The organism is Ferrimonas sp. (genome assembly GCF_048263965.1).
Classification (GTDB): Bacteria; Pseudomonadota; Gammaproteobacteria; order Enterobacterales; family Shewanellaceae; genus Ferrimonas.
Genome location: NZ_JBLXDO010000013.1, coordinates 63,351 through 86,780 on the forward strand (window position 1 = coordinate 63,351; position 23,430 = coordinate 86,780).

At 58.8% G+C, this 23,430-nt stretch carries 19 protein-coding genes; 11 read left to right on the forward strand and 8 right to left on the reverse strand.

All coding sequences use genetic code 11. The annotated features are described in order from the left end of the window. Positions 1 to 74: 74 nt before the first annotated feature. From caiA (ACN0RV_RS12630) to ACN0RV_RS12640, 3 genes are all read right to left on the reverse strand, one after another. A complete protein-coding gene (caiA, locus tag ACN0RV_RS12630) occupies positions 75 to 1,211 on the reverse strand; it encodes a crotonobetainyl-CoA dehydrogenase (protein WP_417347956.1) in 1,137 nt (378 codons plus the stop codon). Between the two features lie 58 nt (positions 1,212 to 1,269). Continuing rightward, positions 1,270 to 2,805, reverse strand: coding sequence for an L-carnitine/gamma-butyrobetaine antiporter (caiT, locus tag ACN0RV_RS12635; RefSeq protein WP_051216168.1), 1,536 nt, complete (start codon positions 2,803 to 2,805; stop codon positions 1,270 to 1,272). Positions 2,806 to 2,999: 194 nt separating this feature from the next. Then, a complete protein-coding gene (locus ACN0RV_RS12640) occupies positions 3,000 to 4,094 on the reverse strand; it encodes a hypothetical protein (protein WP_417347958.1) in 1,095 nt (364 codons plus the stop codon). Between the two features lie 541 nt (positions 4,095 to 4,635). Between ACN0RV_RS12640 and fixA the strand changes: the two genes are divergently transcribed. From fixA to ACN0RV_RS12685, 9 genes are all read left to right on the forward strand, one after another. Next, positions 4,636 to 5,409: a putative electron transfer flavoprotein FixA gene (gene fixA, locus ACN0RV_RS12645; protein ID WP_417347960.1), complete on the forward strand. Its 774-nt coding sequence runs from the start codon at positions 4,636 to 4,638 to the stop codon at positions 5,407 to 5,409. A gap of 17 nt (positions 5,410 to 5,426) precedes the next feature. Next, a complete protein-coding gene (locus ACN0RV_RS12650) occupies positions 5,427 to 6,368 on the forward strand; it encodes an FAD-binding protein (RefSeq protein WP_417347962.1) in 942 nt (313 codons plus the stop codon). A gap of 70 nt (positions 6,369 to 6,438) precedes the next feature. Continuing rightward, positions 6,439 to 7,731, forward strand: coding sequence for an FAD-dependent oxidoreductase (locus tag ACN0RV_RS12655; protein ID WP_417347964.1), 1,293 nt, complete (start codon positions 6,439 to 6,441; stop codon positions 7,729 to 7,731). Next, on the forward strand, positions 7,728 to 8,015 hold the full coding sequence (locus ACN0RV_RS12660; RefSeq protein ID WP_028109869.1) for a 4Fe-4S dicluster domain-containing protein: 288 nt from the start codon (positions 7,728 to 7,730) through the stop codon (positions 8,013 to 8,015). Before ACN0RV_RS12655 ends, ACN0RV_RS12660 begins: the two co-directional genes overlap by 4 nt. A 360-nt stretch (positions 8,016 to 8,375) precedes the next feature. Next, on the forward strand, positions 8,376 to 9,692 hold the full coding sequence (locus tag ACN0RV_RS12665) for an MFS transporter (protein WP_417347966.1): 1,317 nt from the start codon (positions 8,376 to 8,378) through the stop codon (positions 9,690 to 9,692). A gap of 64 nt (positions 9,693 to 9,756) precedes the next feature. Then, the gene (locus tag ACN0RV_RS12670; RefSeq protein WP_417347968.1) at positions 9,757 to 11,334 is read left to right on the forward strand and encodes a BCCT family transporter; all 1,578 of its coding nucleotides are present in this window, start codon (positions 9,757 to 9,759) and stop codon (positions 11,332 to 11,334) included. Between the two features lie 163 nt (positions 11,335 to 11,497). Then, entirely contained in the window at positions 11,498 to 13,162 is a 1,665-nt protein-coding gene (ettA, locus tag ACN0RV_RS12675) for an energy-dependent translational throttle protein EttA (protein WP_417347970.1), read from the forward strand. A gap of 229 nt (positions 13,163 to 13,391) precedes the next feature. Next, on the forward strand, positions 13,392 to 14,543 hold the full coding sequence (gene caiA / locus ACN0RV_RS12680) for a crotonobetainyl-CoA dehydrogenase (protein WP_417347972.1): 1,152 nt from the start codon (positions 13,392 to 13,394) through the stop codon (positions 14,541 to 14,543). Positions 14,544 to 14,627: 84 nt separating this feature from the next. Then, positions 14,628 to 14,981, forward strand: a complete 354-nt coding sequence (locus ACN0RV_RS12685; protein WP_417347974.1) for a PilZ domain-containing protein — start codon at positions 14,628 to 14,630, stop codon at positions 14,979 to 14,981. 12 nt (positions 14,982 to 14,993) lie between these two features. Here the strand turns inward: ACN0RV_RS12685 and radA are convergent, their stop codons facing one another. Beyond that, positions 14,994 to 16,361: a DNA repair protein RadA gene (gene radA / locus ACN0RV_RS12690; RefSeq protein WP_417347975.1), complete on the reverse strand. Its 1,368-nt coding sequence runs from the start codon at positions 16,359 to 16,361 to the stop codon at positions 14,994 to 14,996. A gap of 115 nt (positions 16,362 to 16,476) precedes the next feature. Here radA and ACN0RV_RS12695 point away from each other — a divergent pair, with 115 nt between their 5' ends. Beyond that, positions 16,477 to 18,834, forward strand: coding sequence for a PilZ domain-containing protein (locus ACN0RV_RS12695; protein WP_417347977.1), 2,358 nt, complete (start codon positions 16,477 to 16,479; stop codon positions 18,832 to 18,834). On the opposite strand, the gene ACN0RV_RS12700 is transcribed toward ACN0RV_RS12695, so the two are convergent. After that, the gene (locus ACN0RV_RS12700) at positions 18,776 to 19,720 is read right to left on the reverse strand and encodes an alpha/beta fold hydrolase (RefSeq protein WP_417347979.1); all 945 of its coding nucleotides are present in this window, start codon (positions 19,718 to 19,720) and stop codon (positions 18,776 to 18,778) included. The two genes, ACN0RV_RS12695 and ACN0RV_RS12700, sit on opposite strands and share 59 nt — an antisense overlap. 54 nt (positions 19,721 to 19,774) lie before the next feature. Beyond that, on the reverse strand, positions 19,775 to 20,620 hold the full coding sequence (gene serB / locus ACN0RV_RS12705; protein WP_417347981.1) for a phosphoserine phosphatase SerB: 846 nt from the start codon (positions 20,618 to 20,620) through the stop codon (positions 19,775 to 19,777). A 93-nt stretch (positions 20,621 to 20,713) separates the two neighbouring features. Here serB and ACN0RV_RS12710 point away from each other — a divergent pair, with 93 nt between their 5' ends. Continuing rightward, positions 20,714 to 21,418: an AhpA/YtjB family protein gene (locus ACN0RV_RS12710; RefSeq protein WP_417347983.1), complete on the forward strand. Its 705-nt coding sequence runs from the start codon at positions 20,714 to 20,716 to the stop codon at positions 21,416 to 21,418. A gap of 58 nt (positions 21,419 to 21,476) precedes the next feature. Here ACN0RV_RS12710 and deoD read toward each other — a convergent pair whose 3' ends face one another. Both deoD and ACN0RV_RS12720 read right to left on the reverse strand, forming a co-directional pair. Next, positions 21,477 to 22,181, reverse strand: a complete 705-nt coding sequence (gene deoD, locus ACN0RV_RS12715; protein WP_028109859.1) for a purine-nucleoside phosphorylase — start codon at positions 22,179 to 22,181, stop codon at positions 21,477 to 21,479. Between the two features lie 29 nt (positions 22,182 to 22,210). Continuing rightward, positions 22,211 to 23,428: a phosphopentomutase gene (locus ACN0RV_RS12720; RefSeq protein WP_417347985.1), complete on the reverse strand. Its 1,218-nt coding sequence runs from the start codon at positions 23,426 to 23,428 to the stop codon at positions 22,211 to 22,213. Positions 23,429 to 23,430 lie beyond the last annotated feature (2 nt).

Sequence of the window (23,430 nt, forward strand, 5' to 3'; positions counted from 1 at the left end):
TTTTCAAAATCAGTCTGTGTTGGAGCGCCGCCGATGGCGGCTGCCCGGGGGAGGTCCTCCCCCGGGCTCCTTGCTTAGCGGTACTCTTTCAGTACTGCACGACCCAGGGTCAGGATCTGCATCTCATCAGAGCCACCGGAGACACGATCGACCCGCAGATCGCGCCAGAAACGGCTGATGCGGTGTTCGCCGGCGATGGCGTAGCCACCCAGCACCTGCATGGCGGAGTCCACCACCTCGAAGGCCGCGTTGGCGCAGTAGAACTTACACATGGCGGCATCACCGGAGGTCATCATGCCGTTATCCGCCTTCCAGGCCACGTGGTAGATCATGTTCTTCATGTTGCTCAGGCGGATGGCCATGTGAGCAAACTTCTCCTGGATCAGCTGGGTACGGCCGATGGCCTGGCCAAACTGAACCCGCTGGTTGGCGTACTTGGCTGCGTCTTCGAAGGCGCAGTAAGCGGTACCGTAGTTGGTGCAGGCCACCAGGAAGCGCTCCATATCGAACTCCTCCTTCACCCGGTTAAAACCGTTGCCTTCGGCGCCGAAGAAGTCCTTCTCCTCCAGCTCGACGTCGGTGAAGGTCACCTCGCAGCAGCTGTCCATCTTCAGGCCCAGCTTGGGCAGTTTGCTCAGCTTGATGCCGGCCTTGGTCATGTCCACGAAGAATTCGGAGAACACCGGAGTGTCGGAGGAAGCATCGCGAGCCATCACTACCAGGTAAGGCGTACCCGCGGCGGAGGTGATGAAGCACTTGCTGCCGTTGAGGTAGATCTTGCCATCTTTACGCAGGTAGTTGGTGGTCAGGCTGCCCACATCGGAGCCGGCGCCAGGCTCGGTGATGGCGGAGTTCCACATCTGCTTGCCGGTGCCACGCAGAGCCATGATCTTGTCGATCTGCTCATCGGTGCCTTCACGCAGCACTGTGGTGAAGCCAGCCAGCTGGTACAGCACGTAGGTGGGCGCACCCAGGCGGCCCAGCTCTTCCCAGATCACCGCCAGGGTGGTGAGGCCGGCGTCAAAGCCATCGTGCTCTTCCGGCAGCAGCAGGCTGTCGATGCCCATCTCCGCCAGCTCCTTCACGAAACGCTCGGGGTAGGTGCTGGTCTCGTCGCACTCGGCGAAGTAGGCCTCCCAGTTCTCGCGCTCCATCAGGTCACGTACGCCTTTGACAAACAGTTCCTGCTCGTCGGTCAATCTGTAGTCCATATTTCAATACCTTCTATTTACTTGCTTTCAGGGGACGTAGGTCGTCACCAAATGGAATCTAATCTGCCCACTTGTTGCGCTTGGCGTCCTTGAGGAAGGACATGATCACCAGGATGTTGACGATCACCAGAGGCGCGCCGCCGGCAATGATGGCGGTCTGCAGAGGCTTGAGGCCACCCAGGGAGAGCAGCACGATGCCGATAATTCCCACCAGTACGGACCAGCCCACACGAATCCACACTGGTGGCTCATTGTCGGCGTCCACGCCCTTACAGGTGGACATGGCCAGGGTGTAGGAACAGGCGTTGATCAGGGTCACTGTGGCCAGGAAACAGAGGATGAAGAAGCCCCACATGGTAATGGTGCTCATGGGCAGGGCCGCCCAGGTCTCGATGATGGCTCTTGGCGCACCATGCTCCTGAATCAGCGCTCCCATGTTGATGATCCCCTCATGCATCAGGTTCACGGTGTTGGAGCCCAGGATGGTCCACAGGAACCAGGTGGAAGCGGTCAGGCCACCCACCATGGTCAGGCACAGCTGACGTACGGTGCGGCCACGGGAGATCTTCGCCAGGAAGATGCACATCTGGATGCCGTAAACCACCCACCATGCCCAGTAGAACACGGTCCAGTCCTGAGGCCAGCTGCCTTCACTGATGGAGCTGGTGTAGAACAGCATGCGAGGCAGGTAGTCGATCATCACGCCCACAGACTCGGTGAAGTAGTTCACGGTGAAGCTGGTGGCGCCGATGAGGAATACCCAAACCAGCATGATGATGCTCAGGTAGCTACGCAGGTCACTGGCGATCTTGATGCCTTTGGTCAGGCCGAAAGCCACACACACGGCGTTGAAGATGATCCAGACGGAGATAACGAAAGTATCCACTTCGATGGTGCGTGGAATGCCAAACAGCCACTGGATGCATTCAGTCACCAGAGGCGTGGCCAGACCCAGGCTGGTGCCCATGGCCAGAATCAGTGCAACCACGTAGATGTTGTCGATGATGGAACCGGCGATGCCCTTATGGTGCTTACCCAGTACAGGCTCCAGGGTGCCACTGGGGCGAACCACGTCCATCTTCTTCACAAACAGGAAGTAACCCAGGGCCACGGTAAAGAAGCCATAACCCATCCAGGGCAGAGGGCCCCAATGGAACAGGCTGTAAGCCACGCCCAGCTCCTTCGCCTGAACCGACATGGATTCCAGCTCGAAGGGTGGGTAGGTCAGGTAGTAATAGGCCTCCAGGGAGCCCCAGTAAAGTACAGCCGCCGACGTACAGGAGGCGAACATCAGGAAGATCCAGCTTCCGGTACTGAACTCAGGTTCCTCCTGGCCCAGGCGATTGTTGGCGTAGGGTCCCCACACCAGCCAGGCCCAGCCAACGGCCAGAGCGATCATGTACCACTCGAAGGCCCAACCCCAGCTGTGGGTCAGGTAAGAAAATACTGCGCTGATCGCCTGGTTGGCCGCGTCCAGATCCCTAACGGTCAGGTAGGACAGCAGGATCACCACCAGCAGTGAGGGAAAGAATACGGTTTTCTCGATCCCCACTTTTTTCGGGAGTGCGCCTTTTAACGCTTGTACACCGTTCATCCTAAAATCTCCATATCTGCCGATTAGATATAATAAATAATCGGCAAGTTGTGATTTGTATTTGCTTCCACTCTAAATTCAGACAAAGCGATGCCCGGGCTGATATTTGTACATATCGCCTTAAAGAGTGGTTTGATTTTTTTCTGCCCCTAACGAGGCAATATTAAGCTGTTTCTAATTTAGCAAAATGCTTATCAGAAATAGTACTGCATATTAATGTTAAATCGACCGTTCCAGTCACCAGAAGCCTGTTCCAGACCCAGGCTATTTCCGCCCAGCCACAGAACATTCTTGGCATTGTAGTAATCGACATAAACAAAGAACTGCTTATAGGAAACAGAGAAGCCCGTGGAGTTCAGAATAGAATCATCAAAACCGGCCTCATCGGGCTGAAGTACACTGTAGTCGTTATACAGGGTGATGGTTCCCCAGCTCATTGGGAACTTCTTAGAAACGTTGGCGGTAAGAATTTTACCTTCACTGGCCACTTCATAGAAACCAGTTACTGCACCAATACCAATCTTATTGGTGTCCACTTCTCCATCATCATATTGGTCGAAGCTGTAATCCAGATATTGCAGCTGCAGACCCCACTCACCCATGGACAGATCACCGTGAGCGGCCCAGGTGAAGGTATCACCAGACTCGTTTTCAATTGCGTTGTACAGCTGGCCATATTCCAGTGAGGCGCCCAGCAGCAACTGGTAGTTTTCACCTTCCAGACGATAGGACTGGCGCAGATCGAAGGTGTTGCGCTCTTCGTTGTTGTAGGTGTTATCACCAATGGTTCCGGAGCTTACGGTACCAGCGTAATGACGATAATCGCTGGCGCCATAGGTGGCTCCTTGGTGGAAAGAAAACTCTGTTTCCCAAGGACCTTTTTTATAGGACAGGTTGGCACCCACACCCCAGTCATCCTCGAAACCCAGGTAGTAGTTCAGGCTGTACCACCAGTTGTGAGAGGCAAAGTTCTTGTTGCCGAACGCCTTCTCGACCACACCCAGCTTAAAGGTCAGGTCGTCGCTGGCATTCCAGTACGCGTAGGCATACTTGAGGTAGTCATAGGAGTCGGTGAAGCGGTACTCCGCGGTCACACCATAGTCTTCCCAGTCCTCAGACAACTTGATGGCAAACATGTTGAAATCAAGATCGCCCGATGTGGCTTTAGAGGAATCACTGAAATCCTTCCAAGCATAGTTAACACGGACATTTCCACCCACTTCAACAGCACTTGCTGTATTGCTCACAAGAAATAGAGCCAGTGGCAAAGCTAATATTTTTTTATTCATTACATCGACCTCCATTTTAGGTTGTTCGCATTATGCATATTGATTTCGTGGAAAAAACCGCCCCTCGTCACAATTCACTCTCCAAGATCGGGGCCAAACCGGCATTTATTTGACTACTATCACACTTTTCTTGGGCGAAACTTTGTTTTGCGCTTTTTTTGCACACCCCAAAAAGTGTGAATCGCATTTTTTTGTGACGGAGATAACATTTAGGTCGCCACAAGGACGGTTTCAATTGCCCTGAGAATATTTCGAGTTGTATTAATAAAAGCCAGAAAACAAACCAAGGAAATGAAATTGCTCGGCGCGAATCTTTTTACTGAAAAACGATTCCTTTCTTGAAGATAAGCAGTAATAACAATTGGCACCACCGCACATTTAAAATGGGCCGTGAACAACATTTGTTACCCAGTTAAAAACTGAGCAATAAAATTGGTTTGTACGTTATCAACCCCACAGTTTGCCCTGTGGTAAGTGAAAAAGTGTTTCCCCTTCCCTTTGTCACTTACCCCGGCAACGCAACAGCAACACTGGAGAGACGATGAAAATCCTTGCGTGTTACAAACTGGTTCCCGAGGAGCAGGACATCAACGTGCAGGCAGACGGTGCCATAGACACCGCCAAAGCTGCGATGAAGATCAGCCAATTTGATCTGAGTGCCGTCGAGGCGGCTGTCCAGCTCAAGGCTCAATTGGGTGAAGGCCACATCACCGCACTGAGCATGGGTGGCAAAGCTCTGGAAGCCCCCAAAGCCAAGAAAGACATCCTGTCCCGCGGCCCGGACGCACTGACACTGGCAGTGGACGACAGCTTTGAACAGGCCCTGCCTCATCACACCGCCCGGGTACTGGCCACCGCCGCGCAGAAGAGTGAATTTGACCTCATCATCTGTGGTGACGGCTCCGGCGACCTCTATGCCCAACAGGTCGGCTTGTTGCTGGGTGAGCAACTGCAGCTGCCCAACATCAATGGCGTCAGCAAAATCGTCGGTGCCGAAGCCGGCATTCTGACCGTTGAGCGCGAATTGGATGATGAAGTCGAGGTGCTGGCCATTCCCCTGCCCGCGGTAATCTCCGTATCCGCCGACATCAACGAGCCACAAATCCCCTCCATGAAGGCGATTCTGGGCGCGGCGAAGAAACCCAGCACCATTCTCCGTCAGGCGGACCTCGGCCCCATCGAGGTACCGGCCATGGCCGAACTGCTGACAGTGAAAGCCCCTGAGCAGCAGGAGCGCAAACGCATCCTGATTGAGGGTGACGGTGATGACCAGATCGCCGAATTCGCTGACCACCTGCGCAAAGCCGCCAACTGATTTCGGAGAAGAGAAGAATGAGCAAACTGCAAAATGTATGGGTTTTCAGTGATAACCCTTCCCGTCTGCCTGAGCTGATTGCCGGTGCCGGCCAACTGGGTGAACAGGTCAGTGCCCTGGTGCTGGGTTCCCAGCAGCAGGTTGACCAGGCCCTGGCCCTCGGCGCTCACAAGGTGTATCACCTTGGCGAGAAGCCTGCCGAGCGCATCGTCGAAGACTATGCCGATACCCTGATGGCGATCCTCGGTGAGACCAGCGACCGCAGCCTGGTACTTCTGGCGGCAACCCGCCGCTGCAAGGCGCTGGCCGCCAAGCTGGGTAACCGCCTCAGCGGCGCCGTGTTCAACGATGCCAGTGAGATCCGTTGCGAAGCCGACGCCATTGTCGCCAAGCACATGGTCTACGGAGGCCTGGCCCTGGGCGAGGAGAAGCTTACCTCCAAGATCACCCTGGTGACCCTGGCATCCGGCACCTTTGAGCCTGCGGCCGAAGGCGCAGCCCAGGGTGAGGTGCTGACCCTGCCCTTCGTCGAGCCCAAAACCGCCATTAAATGCATCGAGCGCCGCGCCAAAGAGGGTGAGGGTGTGGATCTGTCCCGGGCCAAGCGCGTTGTCGGCGTGGGCAGCGGCATTGTGTCCCAGGAGAACCTGAAGCAGGCCGAGGCCCTGGCTGGCCTGCTGGGTGCCGAGATGGGTTGCAGCCGCCCCATCGCGGAAACCGAAAAATGGATGGAGCGCGAGCGCTACATCGGCGTTTCCGGGGTAATGCTCAAGCCGGAACTCTACCTGGCGGTTGGGATCTCCGGTCAGATCCAGCACATGGTGGGCGTCAACGGTGCCCAAACCATCATCGCCATCAACAAGGACAAGAACGCCCCCATCTTCCAGTACGCCGATTACGGCCTGGTGGGTGACACCACCAAGGTGATCCCGGCCCTGGTAGCGGCTCTCAAGGGCTGATAGCTCTCCGCCAGCGGTCCCGTTTCAGGAGGAAGCGGGACCCGGCATCCAGCGATAGAGAAACAAGACTATGTCAGAAGAAGCATTTGACACCATTATCGTCGGCGCAGGCCTGGCAGGCAGCGTCGCCGCCTATATCCTGGCCCAGGGCGGTGCCGACGTACTCGTGATTGAGCGGGGCAACTACCCGGGCAGCAAGAACATGACCGGAGGCCGGCTCTACGGCCACAGCCTGGAGCGGGTGATTCCCGGCTTTGCCCAGGAAGCCCCCATCGAACGCAGGGTCACCAAGGAGAAGGTCTCCTTTATGACCGACGACAGCGCCGTCACCCTGGATTACCACAATGGTCAGGGCCAGCAGGCGGTGGAAGAGTCCTATACAGTTCTGCGCGGTGAGTTTGACCAGTGGCTGGCCGGCAAGGCGGAAGAGGCCGGCGCCCAGTTTATTACCGGTATCCGGGTCGACAAGGTGCTGACCCGCGATGGCAAGGTGGTAGGCGTCGAAGCCGATGGCGACGAGCTCCTGGCCAAGTGCGTCATCCTGGCAGAGGGGGTCAACCCTGTACTGGGTGAACAACTTGGGATGGTCCAGCCCAAGGTTCAGGCCAGCGCCATGGCCGTCGGAGCCAAGGAACTGATCGAGTTGTCCGAAGAGCAGATTCGCGATCGCTTTAACCTGAGCGGCGACGAAGGTGCTGCCTGGCTGTTTGCCGGCTCCCCTTCCAACGGTCTGATGGGAGGCGGCTTCCTCTACACCAACAAGAGCACTGTATCCCTGGGGATCGTCGCCGGCCTGCATCACATCGGTGACACAGACAAAACCGTGCCCCAGATGCTGGAAGACTTTAAAAACCATCCGGCGGTCAAGCCCCTGATTGAAGGCGGCAAGATGATCGAGTACTCCGGTCATGTGGTGCCCGAGGCGGGCATCCACATGGTACCCAAGCTGGTGGATGACGGTGTGCTGATCACCGGCGATGCCGCCGGCCTGTGTGTCAATGTGGGTTACACCGTTCGCGGCATGGATCTGGCCATCGCCTCCGGCGAAGCCGCCGCCCGGGCCGTGCTGACGGCAAGAGAGAGCAACGACTTCTCCGCCAAGGGTCTCGCCAGCTACCAGAGGATGCTGGAGGAGAGCTTTGTGATGAAGGATCTCAAGCTGTATCAAAAGCTGCCGGCCTTTATGGAGAACCCGCGCATCTTCAATCAGTACCCCAAGATGGTGGCGGATCTGATGCAGGAGATGTTTACCGTCGACGGCACCCCCTCCCAACCCATCCGCAAGACCCTGATGAAGCACTGCAAAGAGGTGGGTTACCTCAACCTGCTGAAGGATGGCATCAAAGGAGTAACCGCATTATGAGCAACAGCGTAAATGTCGACGTCAAGCTGGGGGTCAACAAGTTCCATGTGGACGAGGGGCACCCCCACATCGTCCTCAAGGAGAACCCGGACCTGGCTGAAGTGAAAAAACTGGTCAACGCCTGTCCCGCCGGACTCTACAAACTGATGGAGGATGGCAGCGTCAAGTTTGACTCAGCCGGATGCCTGGAGTGCGGCACCTGCAAGTTCCTCTGTGGCGACACCATATTGGAAAAGTGGGAATACCCCAGAGGGACCTTCGGCATCGAATATCGCTACGGTTAGCGGTGATAAAAAGAGGCAATAAGTATATTGCCTCTTTGTCGTTGCAGTTGGGTGCGCTGCCAGCAAGGCCGCCAGAAAACAAGCGCAACCAGCTGATATTAGATGCATTTAGAACAAACAAAACACAAACACTCACGACTTTAAAAATAACGAAGACATAGAGAGATTCTTTCGTACCGGCCGCTGTTAGCCACGACACACAACTCGGGGCTGAGAACTGATACACTCGCCGGCCAAATCTGGGCAGGGACAGGCCCACCCGCAGGAGAGTGGTCGCTCCTCGGGGGTGAAAACACAGACAGCAACATTAAGGGATATTTCACAGCGCGATCTTTCTATGCAGAAAAACAGAGGCTAATGATGAAAGCTGAAACAAGTTTCGATGATATGGAGTTTTCTCCACTGCATAAGAAGATCATGCTCTGGGGCAGCGGCGGTCCCTTCCTGGATGGCTATGTCCTGGTGATCATCGGCATCGCCCTGGAGCAATTGATCCCCAGCATGCAGTTGGACTCCAACTGGATCGGCCTGGTGGGCGCCTCCACCCTGGTGGGCCTGTTTGTCGGCACCGCCCTGTTTGGCTACATCGCCGATCTGTTCGGCCGCCGGCTGATGTTCCTGATTGATATCATCGCCATCGCCCTGCTTTCCGTAGGCACCATGTTTGTCTCCTCCCCCATGGAGCTGGTGATCATGCGCTTTTTGATCGGTGTGGTGATCGGCGCCGATTACCCCATCGCCACCTCCATGGTGGCGGAGTTCTCCCCCACCAAGCAGCGCGCCCTGACCATGGGGTTCATCGCCCTGATGTGGTACGTCGGCGCCACCGCTGCCAACGCCGTCGGCTACCTGCTCTACGACATGGAGGATGGCTGGCGCTGGATGCTGGGCAGCGGCGTCATCCCCTGTCTGGTGATCCTGCTGGGCCGCTTCCACCTGCCCGAATCCCCCCGCTGGCTGCTGAAAAAGGGCCGGGTGGAGGAGTGCCGCCAGGTGATGGAGACCTATTTCGGCAAGGGGGTCACCCTGGAACAGGAAGCCCCCAAAAAGACCAGCTATGGCGACCTCTTTCGCAAGCGCAACCTGAAGATGGTGATCTTCACCGGCACCATCTGGAGTTGCCAGATCATCCCCATGTTCGCCATCTACACATTCGGGCCGCAGATCATCGGCATGCTGGGGCTGCATGAGGGGAAAGATGCCGCCCTGGGTAACATCATCATCAGCGGTTTCTTTATCGCTGGCTGCATCCCCGCCATCTACTGGCTCAACTCCATCGGCCGCCGCCCCCTGTTGATCGGCAGCTTTGCCGCAATGACCCTGGCCCTGGCCGTGCTGGGGCTGATCCCCAATCCGAGCATCGCCCTGGTGGTCACCGCCTTCGGCCTGTACGCATTCTTTTCCGGGGGGCCCGGCATTCTGCAGTGGCTCTACCCCAATGAGCTGTTCCCTACAGAGATTCGGGCCTCGGCGGTCGGCGCGGTGATGGCATTCAGCCGCATCGGCACCATCGTCTCCACCTACGCCCTGCCACTGTTTATGGCCAGCTATGGGATCTCGGCCACCATGATGATGGGCGCACTCATCTCCCTGCTGGGATTGATGATCTCCGTCGCCATGGCCCCGGAAACCCGGGGAATGGCCCTGGCGGAAGCCAGCTCGGCCAAGTTTGGCTGAACCTATGTCCGAGGCCCCGCCGGCGGCGGGGTCCAGTCGCCCAATATGAATGGATGAAACTCCTGTGAGCGCAACCTCAAGTCATGAGCTGAAGCTGAACACCACCACTCCGCTTCCCCTGCTGGCCAATATCGATGGCCTGAAGTTCTTCGGCACCTTCCTGCTGGTGCTGCTGGGTACCCTGCCGATGCTGCTCCATCCCGAAGCGGCCAAGGCGCAGATCTTCGTGCTGTTCCGTTTTATCACCGAGGAGCTTGGCTGGCTCTACATTCTCGCCGGCGTCGGCTCCTTCCTCTGGTGCCTGTGGCTGGCCTTCGGTCGCTATGGCAATCGCACCCTGGGTGACACCACCGAATATTCGGATTACAGCTGGGTGGCGATGCTGGTGTGTGCCGGGGTCGGCTCGGGCATCATGTACGGCAGCATGCTGGACTGGGCCCACCTCTGCAATCTGGGGATCAACGGTACCCAGCCGGTCACTGCCGCCGCCAACGACTGGGCCGCCGCCTACGCCATGTTCCACTGGGGCCCCATCGCCTGGGCCATGTACGCCACCCTGGCGGTGCCCATCGCCTACCACTTCCACGTCAAGCGCACTCCAGTGCTGAACATCTCCCAGTGTTGCCGGCCATTCCTGGGCGACAGGGTCAATGGCCTGGCGGGCAAGACCATCGACATCCTGTTTATGATTGGCCTGATCGGTGGTGCCGCCACCTCATTGGGCCTGGGTGCGCCGGTGATCGCCGCCGCCGTCAGTGACCTGCTGGGTATTGCCAACGACACCCGCCTGGAGATTGCCGTGCTGTTCTTCGTCACGTCGGTGTTTGGCTGTAGCGCCTTCTTCGGCATCAAGAAGGGGCTGAGGACCATGTCGGACATCAACGTGGTGCTCTCCATCCTGCTGCTGGCCTTCGTACTGTTGGCCGGTCCCACGGTGTTCACCCTGGAGATGGGGATCAGCACCCTTGGGCGGGTTCTCACCAACTTCATCTCCATGTCCACCAATATGGACCCCATCGGCGACAGCGGCGTAACCACGGGCTGGACGGTATTTTACTGGGCCTGGTGGGCCTCATTTGCCCCCTTCATGTCGATGTTTATCGCCAAGATCTCCCGGGGGCGCACCGTCAAAGCCACCATACTGGTGACTCTGCTGGCCGCCTCCTGTGGCTGTGCCGCCTTCTACATCATCTTTGGCAACTTCACCCTGCATCTTCAGGTAACGGGTCAATTGGATGTGGCCAGCCTGGTGCAGCAGTACAAGGGTGGAGAGGTGATCATGATGGTGGCCAAATACCTGCCCGCCCATCAACTGTTTGAAGCGGTGTTTGCCTTTGTCTGCTGCATCTTCCTGGCCACCACCTACGATGCGGTCAGCTATGCCCTGTCAGCCACCACCACCGCCGAACTCACGCCAGAGCAGGAGCCGGCGCGCTGGAACCGTCTGTTCTGGGCCTGTGTCCTGAGTCTGCTGCCTCTGGGGATCATGGTGCTCGACGGCCCTCTGGAGGTACTGCAGACCGCCACCATAGTCTCTGGCCTGCCGGTCCTGGGGGTGATCACCCTGGGGATCCTCTCCTTTATCCGCGAATTGCGAGCCCATGGCTGGCAAAGAGGCAGCCCCCGGAAACCTACCTCTTAACCTCAGTTTCTCCTCTCTGTGGCGCTTATGACTGGATTCCCGCGGCCCAGCCAGTATCATAGGCGCCATCCCAATACTGCCGGCCCCCCTTTCCGGCCCCGGGGCCAATGATGAGACGGCCCGGGCCCGGGCTGGCAAAGCTTGAATTGATACAGGAAACCTCATGGCACAGTTTATCTACTCCATGCTCAGGGTTGGCAAGGTGGTACCACCTAAGCGCCACATCCTGAAAGATATCTCCCTCTCCTTCTTCCCCGGCGCCAAGATTGGTGTTCTGGGTCTGAACGGCGCCGGTAAATCCACCCTGCTGCGCATCATGGCCGGTGTAGACACCGAGTTCGAAGGTGAAGCCCGTCCCATGCCCGGCATCAATGTGGGTTACCTGCCCCAGGAACCCCAGATGGACATGGAAAAAACTGTCCGTGAAGTGGTTGAGGAAGCGGTTGCCGACGTGAAAGGCGCCCTGACCCGTCTGGACGAGGTGTACGCCGCCTACGCCGATGAAAACGCCGACTTCGACGCCCTGGCCAAGGAGCAGGGTGAGCTGGAAGCGATCATCGCCGCCAAAGATGGCCACGCCCTGGACAACGCCCTGGAGCGTGCCGCCGACGCCATGCGCCTGCCTGAATGGGACGCTAAGGTGAAGGTACTTTCCGGTGGTGAGCGCCGTCGTGTGGCCCTGGCCCGTCTGCTGCTGGAAAAGCCGGACATGCTGCTGCTGGATGAGCCCACCAACCATCTGGACGCCGAATCCGTAGCCTGGCTGGAGCGCTTCCTGGAAGAGTATCCCGGTACCGTGGTGGCCATTACCCACGACCGTTACTTCCTGGACAACGCCGCCGGCTGGATTCTGGAGCTGGACCGCGGCGAAGGCATCCCCTGGGAGGGCAACTACTCCTCCTGGCTGGAGCAGAAGGAAGCCCGTCTGGAGCAGGAAGCTGCCCAGGAGAAGGCCCGGATGAAGTCGATCCAGAAGGAACTTGAGTGGGTTCGCCAAAACCCCAAAGGGCGCCAGGCCAAGAGCAAGGCCCGTATGGCCCGCTTCGAGGAGCTGAGCAGCACCGACTATCAGCGTCGTAACGAGACCAACGAGCTGTTCATTCCACCTGGCGAGCGCTTAGGTGACAAGGTGCTGGAGGTGAGCAACCTGGCCAAGTCCTACGACGGCCGTGTGCTGATCAACGACCTCTCCTTCTCCGTGCCCAAGGGGGCCATCGTCGGCATCATCGGCGCCAACGGTGCCGGTAAGTCCACCCTGTTCCGCATGCTTTCCGGCAAGGAGCAGCCAGACAGCGGTACCATCGATCTGGGTGACACCGTGAAACTGGCGTCCGTGGACCAGTTCCGTGACGATATGGATGACAGCAAGACCGTATTTCAGGAGATCTCCGGTGGCCAGGATATCCTGAAGATCGGCAACTTCGAGATCCCATCCCGTGCCTACGTCTCCCGCTTCAACTTCAAGGGCACCGACCAGCAGAAGCGTGTTGGCGAATTGTCCGGTGGTGAGCGCGGCCGTCTGCACCTGGCCAAGCTTCTGCAGGCTGGCGGCAACATGCTGCTGCTGGATGAGCCTACCAACGACCTGGACGTAGAGACCCTGCGTGCCCTGGAGAACGCCCTGCTGGAGTTCCCGGGCTGCGCCATGGTGATCTCCCACGACCGCTGGTTCCTGGACCGCATCGCCACCCACATCCTGGATTACCGCGACGAAGGTCAGGTGAACTTCTTCGAAGGCAACTACAGCGAATACCGCGACTGGATGAAGAAGACCCACGGCGCCGATGCCCTGGAGCCTCACCGTATCAAGTACAAGCGCATCGACTGATGCCACTGCGGCGCCCGGTTCCCGGGCGCCCTTCTCCCCCCTTCAACCTTGAACTCTCTCAACTTTTCATCACCCCACCAGTGTTAAGCTTACCGCTTCAGGTGAGATTGGATGCTTTACTGACCCAGTACCCGGCAGAGGCCATACCCTTTCCCAGGTCCCTTGGGTAAGATGAGCACAACCCAGCCTCCCGGAAACGGATGCAAGACACGATTTTGGTGAAGGATCTATGAACTACCGATTGACCCACGAGCAGGAACAATTTGTCCGCAGCGTACGCGCCCTGATGGAGCGGGAAGACTGGGAAAGCTATTTCGCCCAGTGCGACAATGACTGCGTCTACCCGGAACGCTTCGTCCACGAACTGGCCCGCATGGGCATCGACAGCCTGCTGCTCCCGGAGGAGTACGATGGCTTCGACGCCGGCATGCTGACTCTGACGGTGATCTGGGAGGAGCTGGGACGCCTGGGCGCCCCCACCTATGTGCTCTACCAACTGGCGGGTTACGGCACCCTGCTTAAAGAGGGCAGCGAAGAGCAGATCAACAAGATCCTCGCCCTGCGCGGCACCGGCCAGCAGATGTGGAACTCCGCCATCACCGAGCCTGGCGCCGGCTCCGATGTGCGCAGCCTGCAATCCACCTACAAGCGCAAGAAAGGCAAGAAGGGCAAGATCTACCTCAATGGCACCAAGTGCTACATCACCTCCGCGGCCGGCTGTCCCTACCTGGTGGTGATGGCCCGGGACGCAGACGCGGTAGTACCCATCTTCTCCGAATTCTTCGTGGACATGTCCAAACCGGGCATCGAAGTCAGTGAGTTGCCCAAGCTGGGGCTGAAGATGGACAGCTGCTGCGAAGTCAGCTTCACCGATGTGGAGCTGGATGAGAGCGACCTGTTCGGCACCGAAGGCAACGGCTTCGAACGGGTGAAGGAGGAGTTCAACCTGGAGCGCTTCCTTATCGCCTGCACCAACTACGGCAGCGCCTACTGCGCCTTCGAGGATGCCGCCCGTTACGCCAACTCCAGAGTGCAATTTGGCCAACCCATCGCCCGCACCCAGCTGATTCAGGACAAGTTCGCCCAGATGGCGATCAATCTGAACAACATGAAAAACATGCTCTACCAGACCGCCTGGAAGGCGGACAACGGCCTGATGACCTCGGGCGATGCCGCCATGTGCAAGCTCTACTGCGCCAAGGCCGCCTTCGAGGTGGTGGATGAAGCGATGCAGGTGTTTGGCGGCTCAGCCATCACCGGCGAGCATCGCATCGCCCGATTCTGGCGGGACCTGAGGGTCGACCGGGTCTCCGGGGGCTCCGAGGAGATGCAGCGGCTGACCCTGGGGCGGGCGGTGCTGGCGGAGTACGCCGAAGAGTAACAGCGCCGCAATGCCACCCGGGTCACTGTCGGTGACTGATGTTCGGCACTATACTGAAATCAAACAGGTTTGGAGCAGTAACGGATGGAAGAGCGCAGACACTTTACCCGGGTACAGTTTATGGGGCCGGCCCTGCTTTGGCAGGGTGAACACCAATGTTCCACTAAGGTGCTGGATCTCAGCCTGCACGGCATTCTGCTGGCCCGTCCAGAGGGACTGACGGTCACCCCTGGGGAGACTCTGACCGTGCACATCCCCCTGGGAGAACAGGCCAGCATCGAGATGAACGCCGAGGTGATGAGGATAAACCGGCTCTCCCTGGGACTGGTGTGGCACAACATCGAAGTGGAAAGCCTGATCCACCTTAGACGCCTGATTGAACTGCACAGCCCCACCAGCATCGATAAGGAGCTGGAGGAGCTGTGGCAGGAGCTGTAGCTTAGACGGAAGCTAGATGGCTTCTAGGGCCTGAGCCAGCTTCGTGACGCCGATCACCTCCATCCCCTCCACCATCTGGCGGGGCACATTGCCCTTGGGCACGATGGCGCGGGTAAAGCCGTGCTTGGCTGCTTCGTTGAGACGCTCTCCGCCATTGGGCACAGGCCGGATCTCCCCGGACAGCCCCACCTCTCCGAACACCACCAGGTCCCTGGGTAGGGCCTGATCCCGGAAACTGGAAACCATCGCCAGCAGCAGGCTGAGATCCGCCCCGGTCTCGGTCACCTTGACCCCGCCAACCACGTTGGCAAACACATCCTGATCCGACATCTGCAGGCCACCATGACGGTGCAGTACCGCCAGCAGCATCGCCAACCGGTTCTGCTCCAGACCCACGGCGATCCGCCTGGGGTTGCCCAGCTGACTGTGATCCACCAGGGCCTGCAGCTCCACCAGCAAGGGGCGGGTCCCTTCCCAGATCACCAGCACCACAGATCCCGGTGACTGCTCCTCAGCGCGGGAGAGGAAGATGGCGGAGGGGTTGGCCACCTCTTTGAGTCCCTGCCCGGTCATGGCAAACACCCCAAGCTCATTGACCGCACCAAAGCGGTTCTTATGGCTACGCAGGGTGCGGAAGCGGGAGTCTCCGTCGCCGTCCAGCAGCACCGAACAGTCGATGCAGTGCTCCAGCACCTTGGGGCCGGCCAGAGAGCCATCTTTGGTGACATGCCCCACCAGGAACATGGCCACATTGTTCTGCTTGGCGAAACGGGTCAGGTAGGCGGCACTCTCCCGCACCTGGGCGACACTGCCTGGGGCAGACTGCACATCCGCCATATGCATCACCTGAATGGAGTCGATCACCATAATGGAGGGCTTCTCCTTATCGGCGATGTGGCAAATCTGCTCCACCGAGGTCTCTGACAGCATCTTCAGCTTGTCTGTAGGCAATCCCAGACGATTGGCACGCATCGCCACCTGCTGCAGAGATTCCTCTCCGGTCACGTACAGGGTGTTCATGGATTGGGACAGGCGACACATGGTCTGCAGCAGCAGGGTGGACTTACCGGCCCCCGGGTTACCGCCAATGAGAATGGCGGAGCCGGGCACGACACCACCGCCCAGTACCCGGTCCAGCTCACTGAAGCCACTGGAGAATCTGGGCAGCTCCTGCAGATCAATCTCGTTGAGCAACTGGACACCGCTGTTGGTGGCGTCACCGGCATAGCCGCTAAAACGATCGCTTCGCCCCTTGGGAGAGGCGCCCAGGCGCACCTCGGTCAGGGTGTTCCAGGCGCCACAGGCGTTACACTGCCCCTGCCACCTGGGGTGGTCAGCCCCACAATCGTTACACACATACGCTGACTTGGATTTGGCCATACTTTTCGCCCATGCTCATCGGAGGAGCCTCAAAAAATGGGACTCCAATCATTCACTTGAGCCAGGGATTATATACGTCATCCCCGCCACGGGTTACACTCTTGGGGATAAAAAATTGAACAGCGTTCCCATGGAAGAGCACCACGACCTCATAAATCAGCTGATCCCCCTGTTGCAGGACAGCAGCTTTGACAACCTGCTGGATCAGGCCACCACTCATCTGAGCAACTCGGATCGCTTCCTGATCCGCATGGAGCTCAGGCGCCTGAATCAGGACTGCCTGCGCCGCATCGACCTCAGTGGCACCGAAGCGGTGACGGAATGTTCCATTGCCGGCCTGACCCACAGGCTGACCGAAGAAGCCAAGCAGTTTCTCGAGCAGCAGCTGGAGCTTTACGAGGGACGCTACACCGTTGGCGCCTATGAGGCGCTGATGGCCTATCTCAAGGGTGAGCCCGAGCAGGAACAGCAGGAGAGCGACGAGCCCAAAGAGCCTGCGCCCTTCCGCATGGACCTGCTGCCCATGGGGCACTACATCCGTCGACGGGAAACACGGCATACCTTCTCCTCCGCCATCACCCTGTGGCAACCCGAGGGGGCACCGGTCTCCGGTCGAACCCAGGATCTCTCCATCCGCGGCGCCCGTGTCAAGACCGAGCGCAAATGGCATCTGAACCCGGACCTGCCCATCTTTGTCAGCTACACCGAGCTGGCTTCTGAGTTTGTTGCCCCAGAACTGAAACACGGCGTCAGCTACCGGCTGGTGGAAGCTTTGCCAGGAGATGACCACCAGAGCCTGAGGCTGGTTCGCAACGACAAAGAACCGGACCTGGACCAGACTCTGGAGCGAATTCTCAGCGTCAGCCGTCTGCGCACCCGCCCCGAGCTCAACCATCTGCTGCGCACCGCCAAGAGCCGGGGCTACGAGCGTCAATTTCTGCCCCAGCTCAGTTCGGTGCCTCTGGCCATGTCCATCAAGCAGGGCAAACTGCGCCCCTCCCTGGTGCTGCAGACCAAGGCCAACCAGGCCCACCTGGATTACTGGATGGATGAACGAGGTCACAGCCAGATTGGCTCCGCCCTGACCGAGGAGCGCCTGGCCCGGGTGCTGAAACACCCCGGCGACGTGGCGCACCAACTGCTGTTCAGCTTCATCCACCTTCATGAAGGCCACAGGCTGTTCTTCTCCGCCACCCTGTGGGAGCTCAACAAACTGGAGATGACCGCCTGCTTCTTCAAGCACGGCAGCCATAAGCAGGGCTTCAAGCTGCACCGCATTCGTCTCCATGCCATCAGCGAGCGTGACAAGGAGTGGGCCTGCCACTCTCCGGTCAATGGCCGCGCTGCCGACTCCCTGGTGCAACAGCAGCTGCGCGCCCTCTCCCTGCTGATCAACCTGGAGAGCACCTTCCTGGGCCAGGAGAGCGGCTTCGGCGGCTACGAGTCAGAGTGCCACATCAACCAGCTGCGTCGCTTCGGCCAGAAACGGGTCTCCGACCTGGACCCCAGCCCCCTGGCCAGCGATCACCAGGAGCTGCGCCGCGAACCCAGATTCTCCCTGCACACCAAGGTGGTGATAAACCAGGGACGCCGCGATCTCATCGCTCAATCCGTGGATGTGTCGCCACGGGGACTGCGGCTGATGCTCACCGAAACCGCCGAGCTGGAGTCCAGGAAGATGGTGAAGGTGGAGTTTCCTGAGCTGCAACCCATGGCGGGCAAACTCAAGCTCAAGGGGCTGCCCTACGAACTGGTGCGTTGTCAGCAGGACAAACGCACCCTGCACCTGAAGGCCTCAGAGGATGAGCCTCACGCCGGCGTGGTGTTCCTCTCCCACCTGCTGAGCCAGAATCGCAGCAAGATTGCCCAGGTGGGTTCCAAGCTGCAGCACCGTCAACTGCTGGAGGGGATGAAGAACCTGATCCTAAAACGACTCTACTCCCTGCCCTTCTTTGTGCATAAGCGAAAGACTCACCTGGAAGCCAACCTGGCCGGCAGCAGCCTGTTGCCCAGCGCCACCTTCCAGGCGCTGACCGACCCACAAGGGCTGAGCCTGGAAGCGATTCTGGACAATGCCGTGGTCAAGGAGCATCTGGAGGGGATCGGTAAGGGTCAGGAGCAACACAAGGAGTGGCACAGCACCCTGCTGCTCCACTGGCCGCCTGAGAGGGCGCTGCGCAAGAGTTGGACCCTGTCGGAGATTGGTGACACTCACAATGTCCACAGCAAGCTGATGGAGTTGGGAGCCAAGGGGCACCTCAAGGTGGTGAGCATCAAGCTCAGCCGGGCTCAGAAGCCGGACCTGGATTATCTGCAGGGCGAACTGGCCGCCATCAGCACCCACGCCCTGCACCGGGCCAAAGAGCTGGAAGAGATGCTGTGGCAGGTGGTTGTGGTGGGTGAGCTCAAAGAGATTACCCCTGAGACCCTGCTGGAGTATCAGCTAGCCACTGGGGAGACTGCAGCCAGCTGAGCACATCGGGGTACAGCTCGTGGGCTGCATCCCGGTGAGTCAGTAAACCCGCATGGTCGTAGTCGCGGCGCCAGCCCTGGCGTCGTCCCACTACCTGGTAGCGCGCCATCTCCCCCAGACCACACTCCTCCATCAGGTCTTTGACATCCCTGGGATTACCCAGAGCCTTGTCGCCAGCCCCCGCCAGAAACCAGGTGGCGGGCCATCGCCCCTGAGCCACCAGCGCCCGGGCCGACTCGCCGTAATCAAAGCCATCCATCTCATCCAGCCAGTGGGCGTCGGAGATCCAGGGCAGAGAGTCCATCAAAAAACGGGTCGACTGATCATCCATTCCCACCCGCCAGCGCTGCAGGGGCAGATAACCCAGCTTTTGTCCCAGCCAGGGAAACAGACGCTTCCAGGCCAGCTCTATCTTCAGCAGCCGCTCGGAGCTCCAGCTGCGCACCGTCCGCTTGGACGCAAACAGGATCAGGGTGGGGATCTGTTCCAACAGGGAGGGATAACGGGCCAGGGCGGCGATCATCAATACGCCCCCCCAGGAGTGGCCCACCCAATGGACGGGCCGATCATGGCGCTCCAGCAACAGACGCTGCACCAGGGGCAGTTGCTCATGGATCACCTCATACTGACCGTGTTCCTCACGGTGAGACAGGGGAGGATGGGACTGCCCATGACCGTAACAGTCGAGCACATAAACCAGGTAGCCCTGATCCGCCAGGTAGCACCCCAGGCCACGGCCGCCACTGCTGTAAAACACCCGGCCATTGCTCATGGCGCCATGCACCATCAATACGACGCCTTTGGGCGACTCTTCCGGGGTCAGCACCCGCAGATGCAGCTGACCGCTGCGATAATCGATATACTCCGATCCCTGGCTGTGTGTCATGGCCGTTCCAAACCTCCTACTCCTTGGAGGGTTGATTAGACCCTGTTTTGTGATCTAGATCAACAGTGCTAATGTGGCGTCCAGACCCAGAACGGCCAGGTGGGCATCCGCCTGGGGCGCCACCGCCGGCTTGGCCCTGAAGCCCACACCCAGCGCCGCCCGGTTCATCATCGGCAAGTCGTTGGCTCCATCGCCCATGGCCACCCACTGGCTCTGAGGAATGTCGTACTTCTCGCCCAGCTGAGCCAGGATCGCCGCCTTCACTTCGGCACCGACAATCTCACCACTGACCCGGCCGGTAAGCAGCCCATCGGCCTCCTCAAGATCGTTGGCCTGGAAGTGATCCAACCCCAACTGGGCCGCCAGAACCGAAGCGATGCGGTTGAAGCCGCCGGAGGCCAGCGCCACCTTCCAGCCCGCCTGTTTCAACCCTTCTACCAGGGCTTCCAGGCCAGGGTTCAGAGGCAGGTTGGCGGCAATATCATCCAGTACCGAGGCCGGGATGCCGTCCAGCTTGGCCACCCGCTGGCGCAGACTCTCCTCGAACCCCAGTTCACCGCGCATGGCCGCTTCGGTCACCTGACTCACCTCGTCGAACACGCCCCCTGCCCGGGCGATCTCATCGATGCACTCAATGTCGATGGCGGTAGAGTCCATATCCATCAGCAACAGGCCAGGAGTGTCCAGGCGCGGACGATCAGCACGCAAGCTAAAGCACTCGGCCCCCTCGGGCAGAGGCAGGATCACCTCCCCCAGCCAACTGACCCAGTGATGGGCGCCTCTCTGGCCGGTTGAGACCACCCGCCCCTGTTGTCGGGCGTCACCGGCCAGTCGCTCTGCGGCGGCTGCGTCGGTGAGGACAATCCGGGTCTCCTGGACGGTAAGAGGCTGAGAACTCATGGTTTACTCCTTGAAAAGCGACAGGCTGTCTGTTCATTGCACAGATTAATCGCTAGGATCACAAAAGGATTAAGAGGCTGCAAGGACATTGGCTTGACCCATAACGGCGAGACAACCAACCATAACTACGGACGACTGACCCTTAGGCTGACGCAGGTGGTGGCCGCCGTGGCCCTGCTCTGTGCCATCTTACTGATGTGGCAGCACCAGGTGACACAGCGCAGCGAACTGCTCTACAGCAAGGCCGATGGTCAGGCGGAACAGATCGTTCAGTTTGCCGCCATCGCCGCCGCGCCAGCCCTAGCCGAGGAGAAGGACGATCAGCTGCAATGGCTGGTGGACAGCCTGGTGCAAGACAGCCGAATCCTCTCCGCAACCCTGTTCAGCGCCGATGGTCAGCGGCTGTTCCAGGCTCAGAGCCTGTTCCCCCTGTCGCAACTGCCGGAGGAGTCGGTCCTTGAGGCCGCCCTGGACCGATTCGATCCCTTTGTGGCCGAGGTGATCCTGGATGAGCAGTCCCTGGGTTACCTGCGCATTCGCACCAATACCCACTTGTTCTTCATTGAGCAACGGCGCTTGGAGCGCACTCTGATTCGACAGCAGCCGCTGATGATGTTGATGGCCGGCCTGGTGGGCGCCCTGCTGACCCTGGTCCTGTCCACCCGCCGCCTGGACATCAACCGTCGCCGGAAACAGCTGAAGGCCGCCATGACCGCGAAAACGAAGGAACCGGAGGAGCCTGAGAAAAGCGCCCGGGAAGAAGGAGAAAAAGCCGCCCCTCCAGGGGAGAAAAACTAGGCGCCAGATACACAAAAGGCGGGCCACAAGGCCCGCCTTTTTCATCTGGAACTCTGACTTACAGCAGGGAATCCAGAGTCATCACGATCATGTCGTTGAAGGTGGTCTGACGCTCTTCAGAGGTGGTCGCTTCACCGGTACGGATGTGATCGGATACGGTCACTACGCACAGGGCGTTGGCACCGTACTCGGCAGCAACACCGTACAGGCCGGCAGCTTCCATCTCTACGCCCAGAACGTTCATCTTCTCCATGATGTCGAACATCTCTGGATCAGGAGTGTAGAACAGGTCGGCAGAGTAGATGTTACCGATCTTAACGGCGATGTTGGAGGCTTCGGCAGACTTCACGACGTTGGACAGCAGGCCGTAGTCGGCGATGGCAGCAAAATCGTAGCCTTTGAAGCGAGTGCGGTTTACGCCGGAATCGGTGCAGGCACCCATGCCGATGATCACGTCACGTACTTTAACGTCGGTGCTTACGGCGCCGCAGCTGCCTACGCGGATGATGTTCTTCACACCATACTCGGTGATCAGCTCTTTTGCGTAGATGGAGCAGGATGGGATGCCCATACCGGAACCCATTACGGACACTTTCTTGCCCTTGTAGGTACCGGTGAAGCCCAGCATGTTACGTACATCAGTAACCTGCTCAACGTCTTCCAGGAAGGTTTCCGCGATGTACTTGGCGCGCAGAGGGTCGCCAGGGAACAGAACGGTTTCGGCGAAAGCGCCAGCAGGTGCGTTAATGTGTGGAGTTGCCATTATTATTGACCCCTATTTCATTTCATCAGTTAATTCAGGAAGGACTTGCCGTAGTCCATAGCATCCAGCTTAAAGTAGCTGGCGATGGACTGACCGATATCGGCAAAGGACTCACGGTGCCCCAGGGAGCCCGCAGCCACAGGCTTGCCATAGGCCAGTACGGGAACATGCTCACGGGTGTGGTCGGTACCTGACCAGGTAGGATCACAACCGTGATCAGCAGTCACCAGCACGACGTCACCGTCGCTGAGCTTCTCGAGAAGCTCTGGCAGCCGCTTATCAAAGTATTCCAATGCATTAGCATAGCCGTTTACGTCACGGCGGTGGCCATAAGAGGAATCGAAATCTACGAAGTTTGTGAACACGATGGTGTTATCACCCGCTTCATCGACCTGCTCCAGGGTGCGATCCCACAGCGCTTCCAGGCCACTGCCCTTCACCTTCTTGGTGATGCCGCAGTTGGCGTAGATATCGGCGATCTTACCTACGGAAACCACTTCACCACCGGCAGACTTGAGCTTGTCCAGCACTGTGGGTGCCGGCGGCTCAACGGCGTAGTCGGCACGGTTACCGGTACGAGCAAAGTCAGCGGCGCCGCTGCCAACGAAAGGACGGGCAATCACACGACCAATGTTGTAGGGCTCCAGCTCTTCGCGAGCGATTTTGCACAGTTCGTACAGTCGCTCCAGGCCGAAGGTCTCTTCGTGACAGGCGATCTGGAATACGCTGTCTGCAGAGGTGTAGAAGATGGGCTGACCGGAGCGCATGTGCTCCTCACCCAACTGCTCCAGGATAGCAGTACCTGATGCATGGCAGTTACCCAGGAAACCGTCCAGGCCCGCACGCTCGAGGATGCGATCGGTCAGCTCTTTGGGGAAGCTGTTCTGCTTGTCGGTGAAGTAACCCCAGTCATACAGAACTGGCACACCCGCCATCTCCCAGTGACCACTGGGGGTATCTTTGCCGGAAGAGAGCTCAGACGCATAGCCATATGCACCGGTCACTTCAATGTCGGCATCCATACCCGCAGGCACCTGACCGGTGCTCTCCTGAGCAGCCTTGACCAAACCAAACTTGGCCAGGTTAGGCAGCTTCAGGGGGCCACTGCGGCCCACTTCGGCGCGACCCTCGGCACACTCTTTGGCGATGTGGCCAAAGGTGTCGGAGCCCACGTCACCGAACTTGTCAGCGTCTCCTGCGGCACCGATGCCGAAGGAGTCCATCATCAGGATAAATACGCGTTTCATTC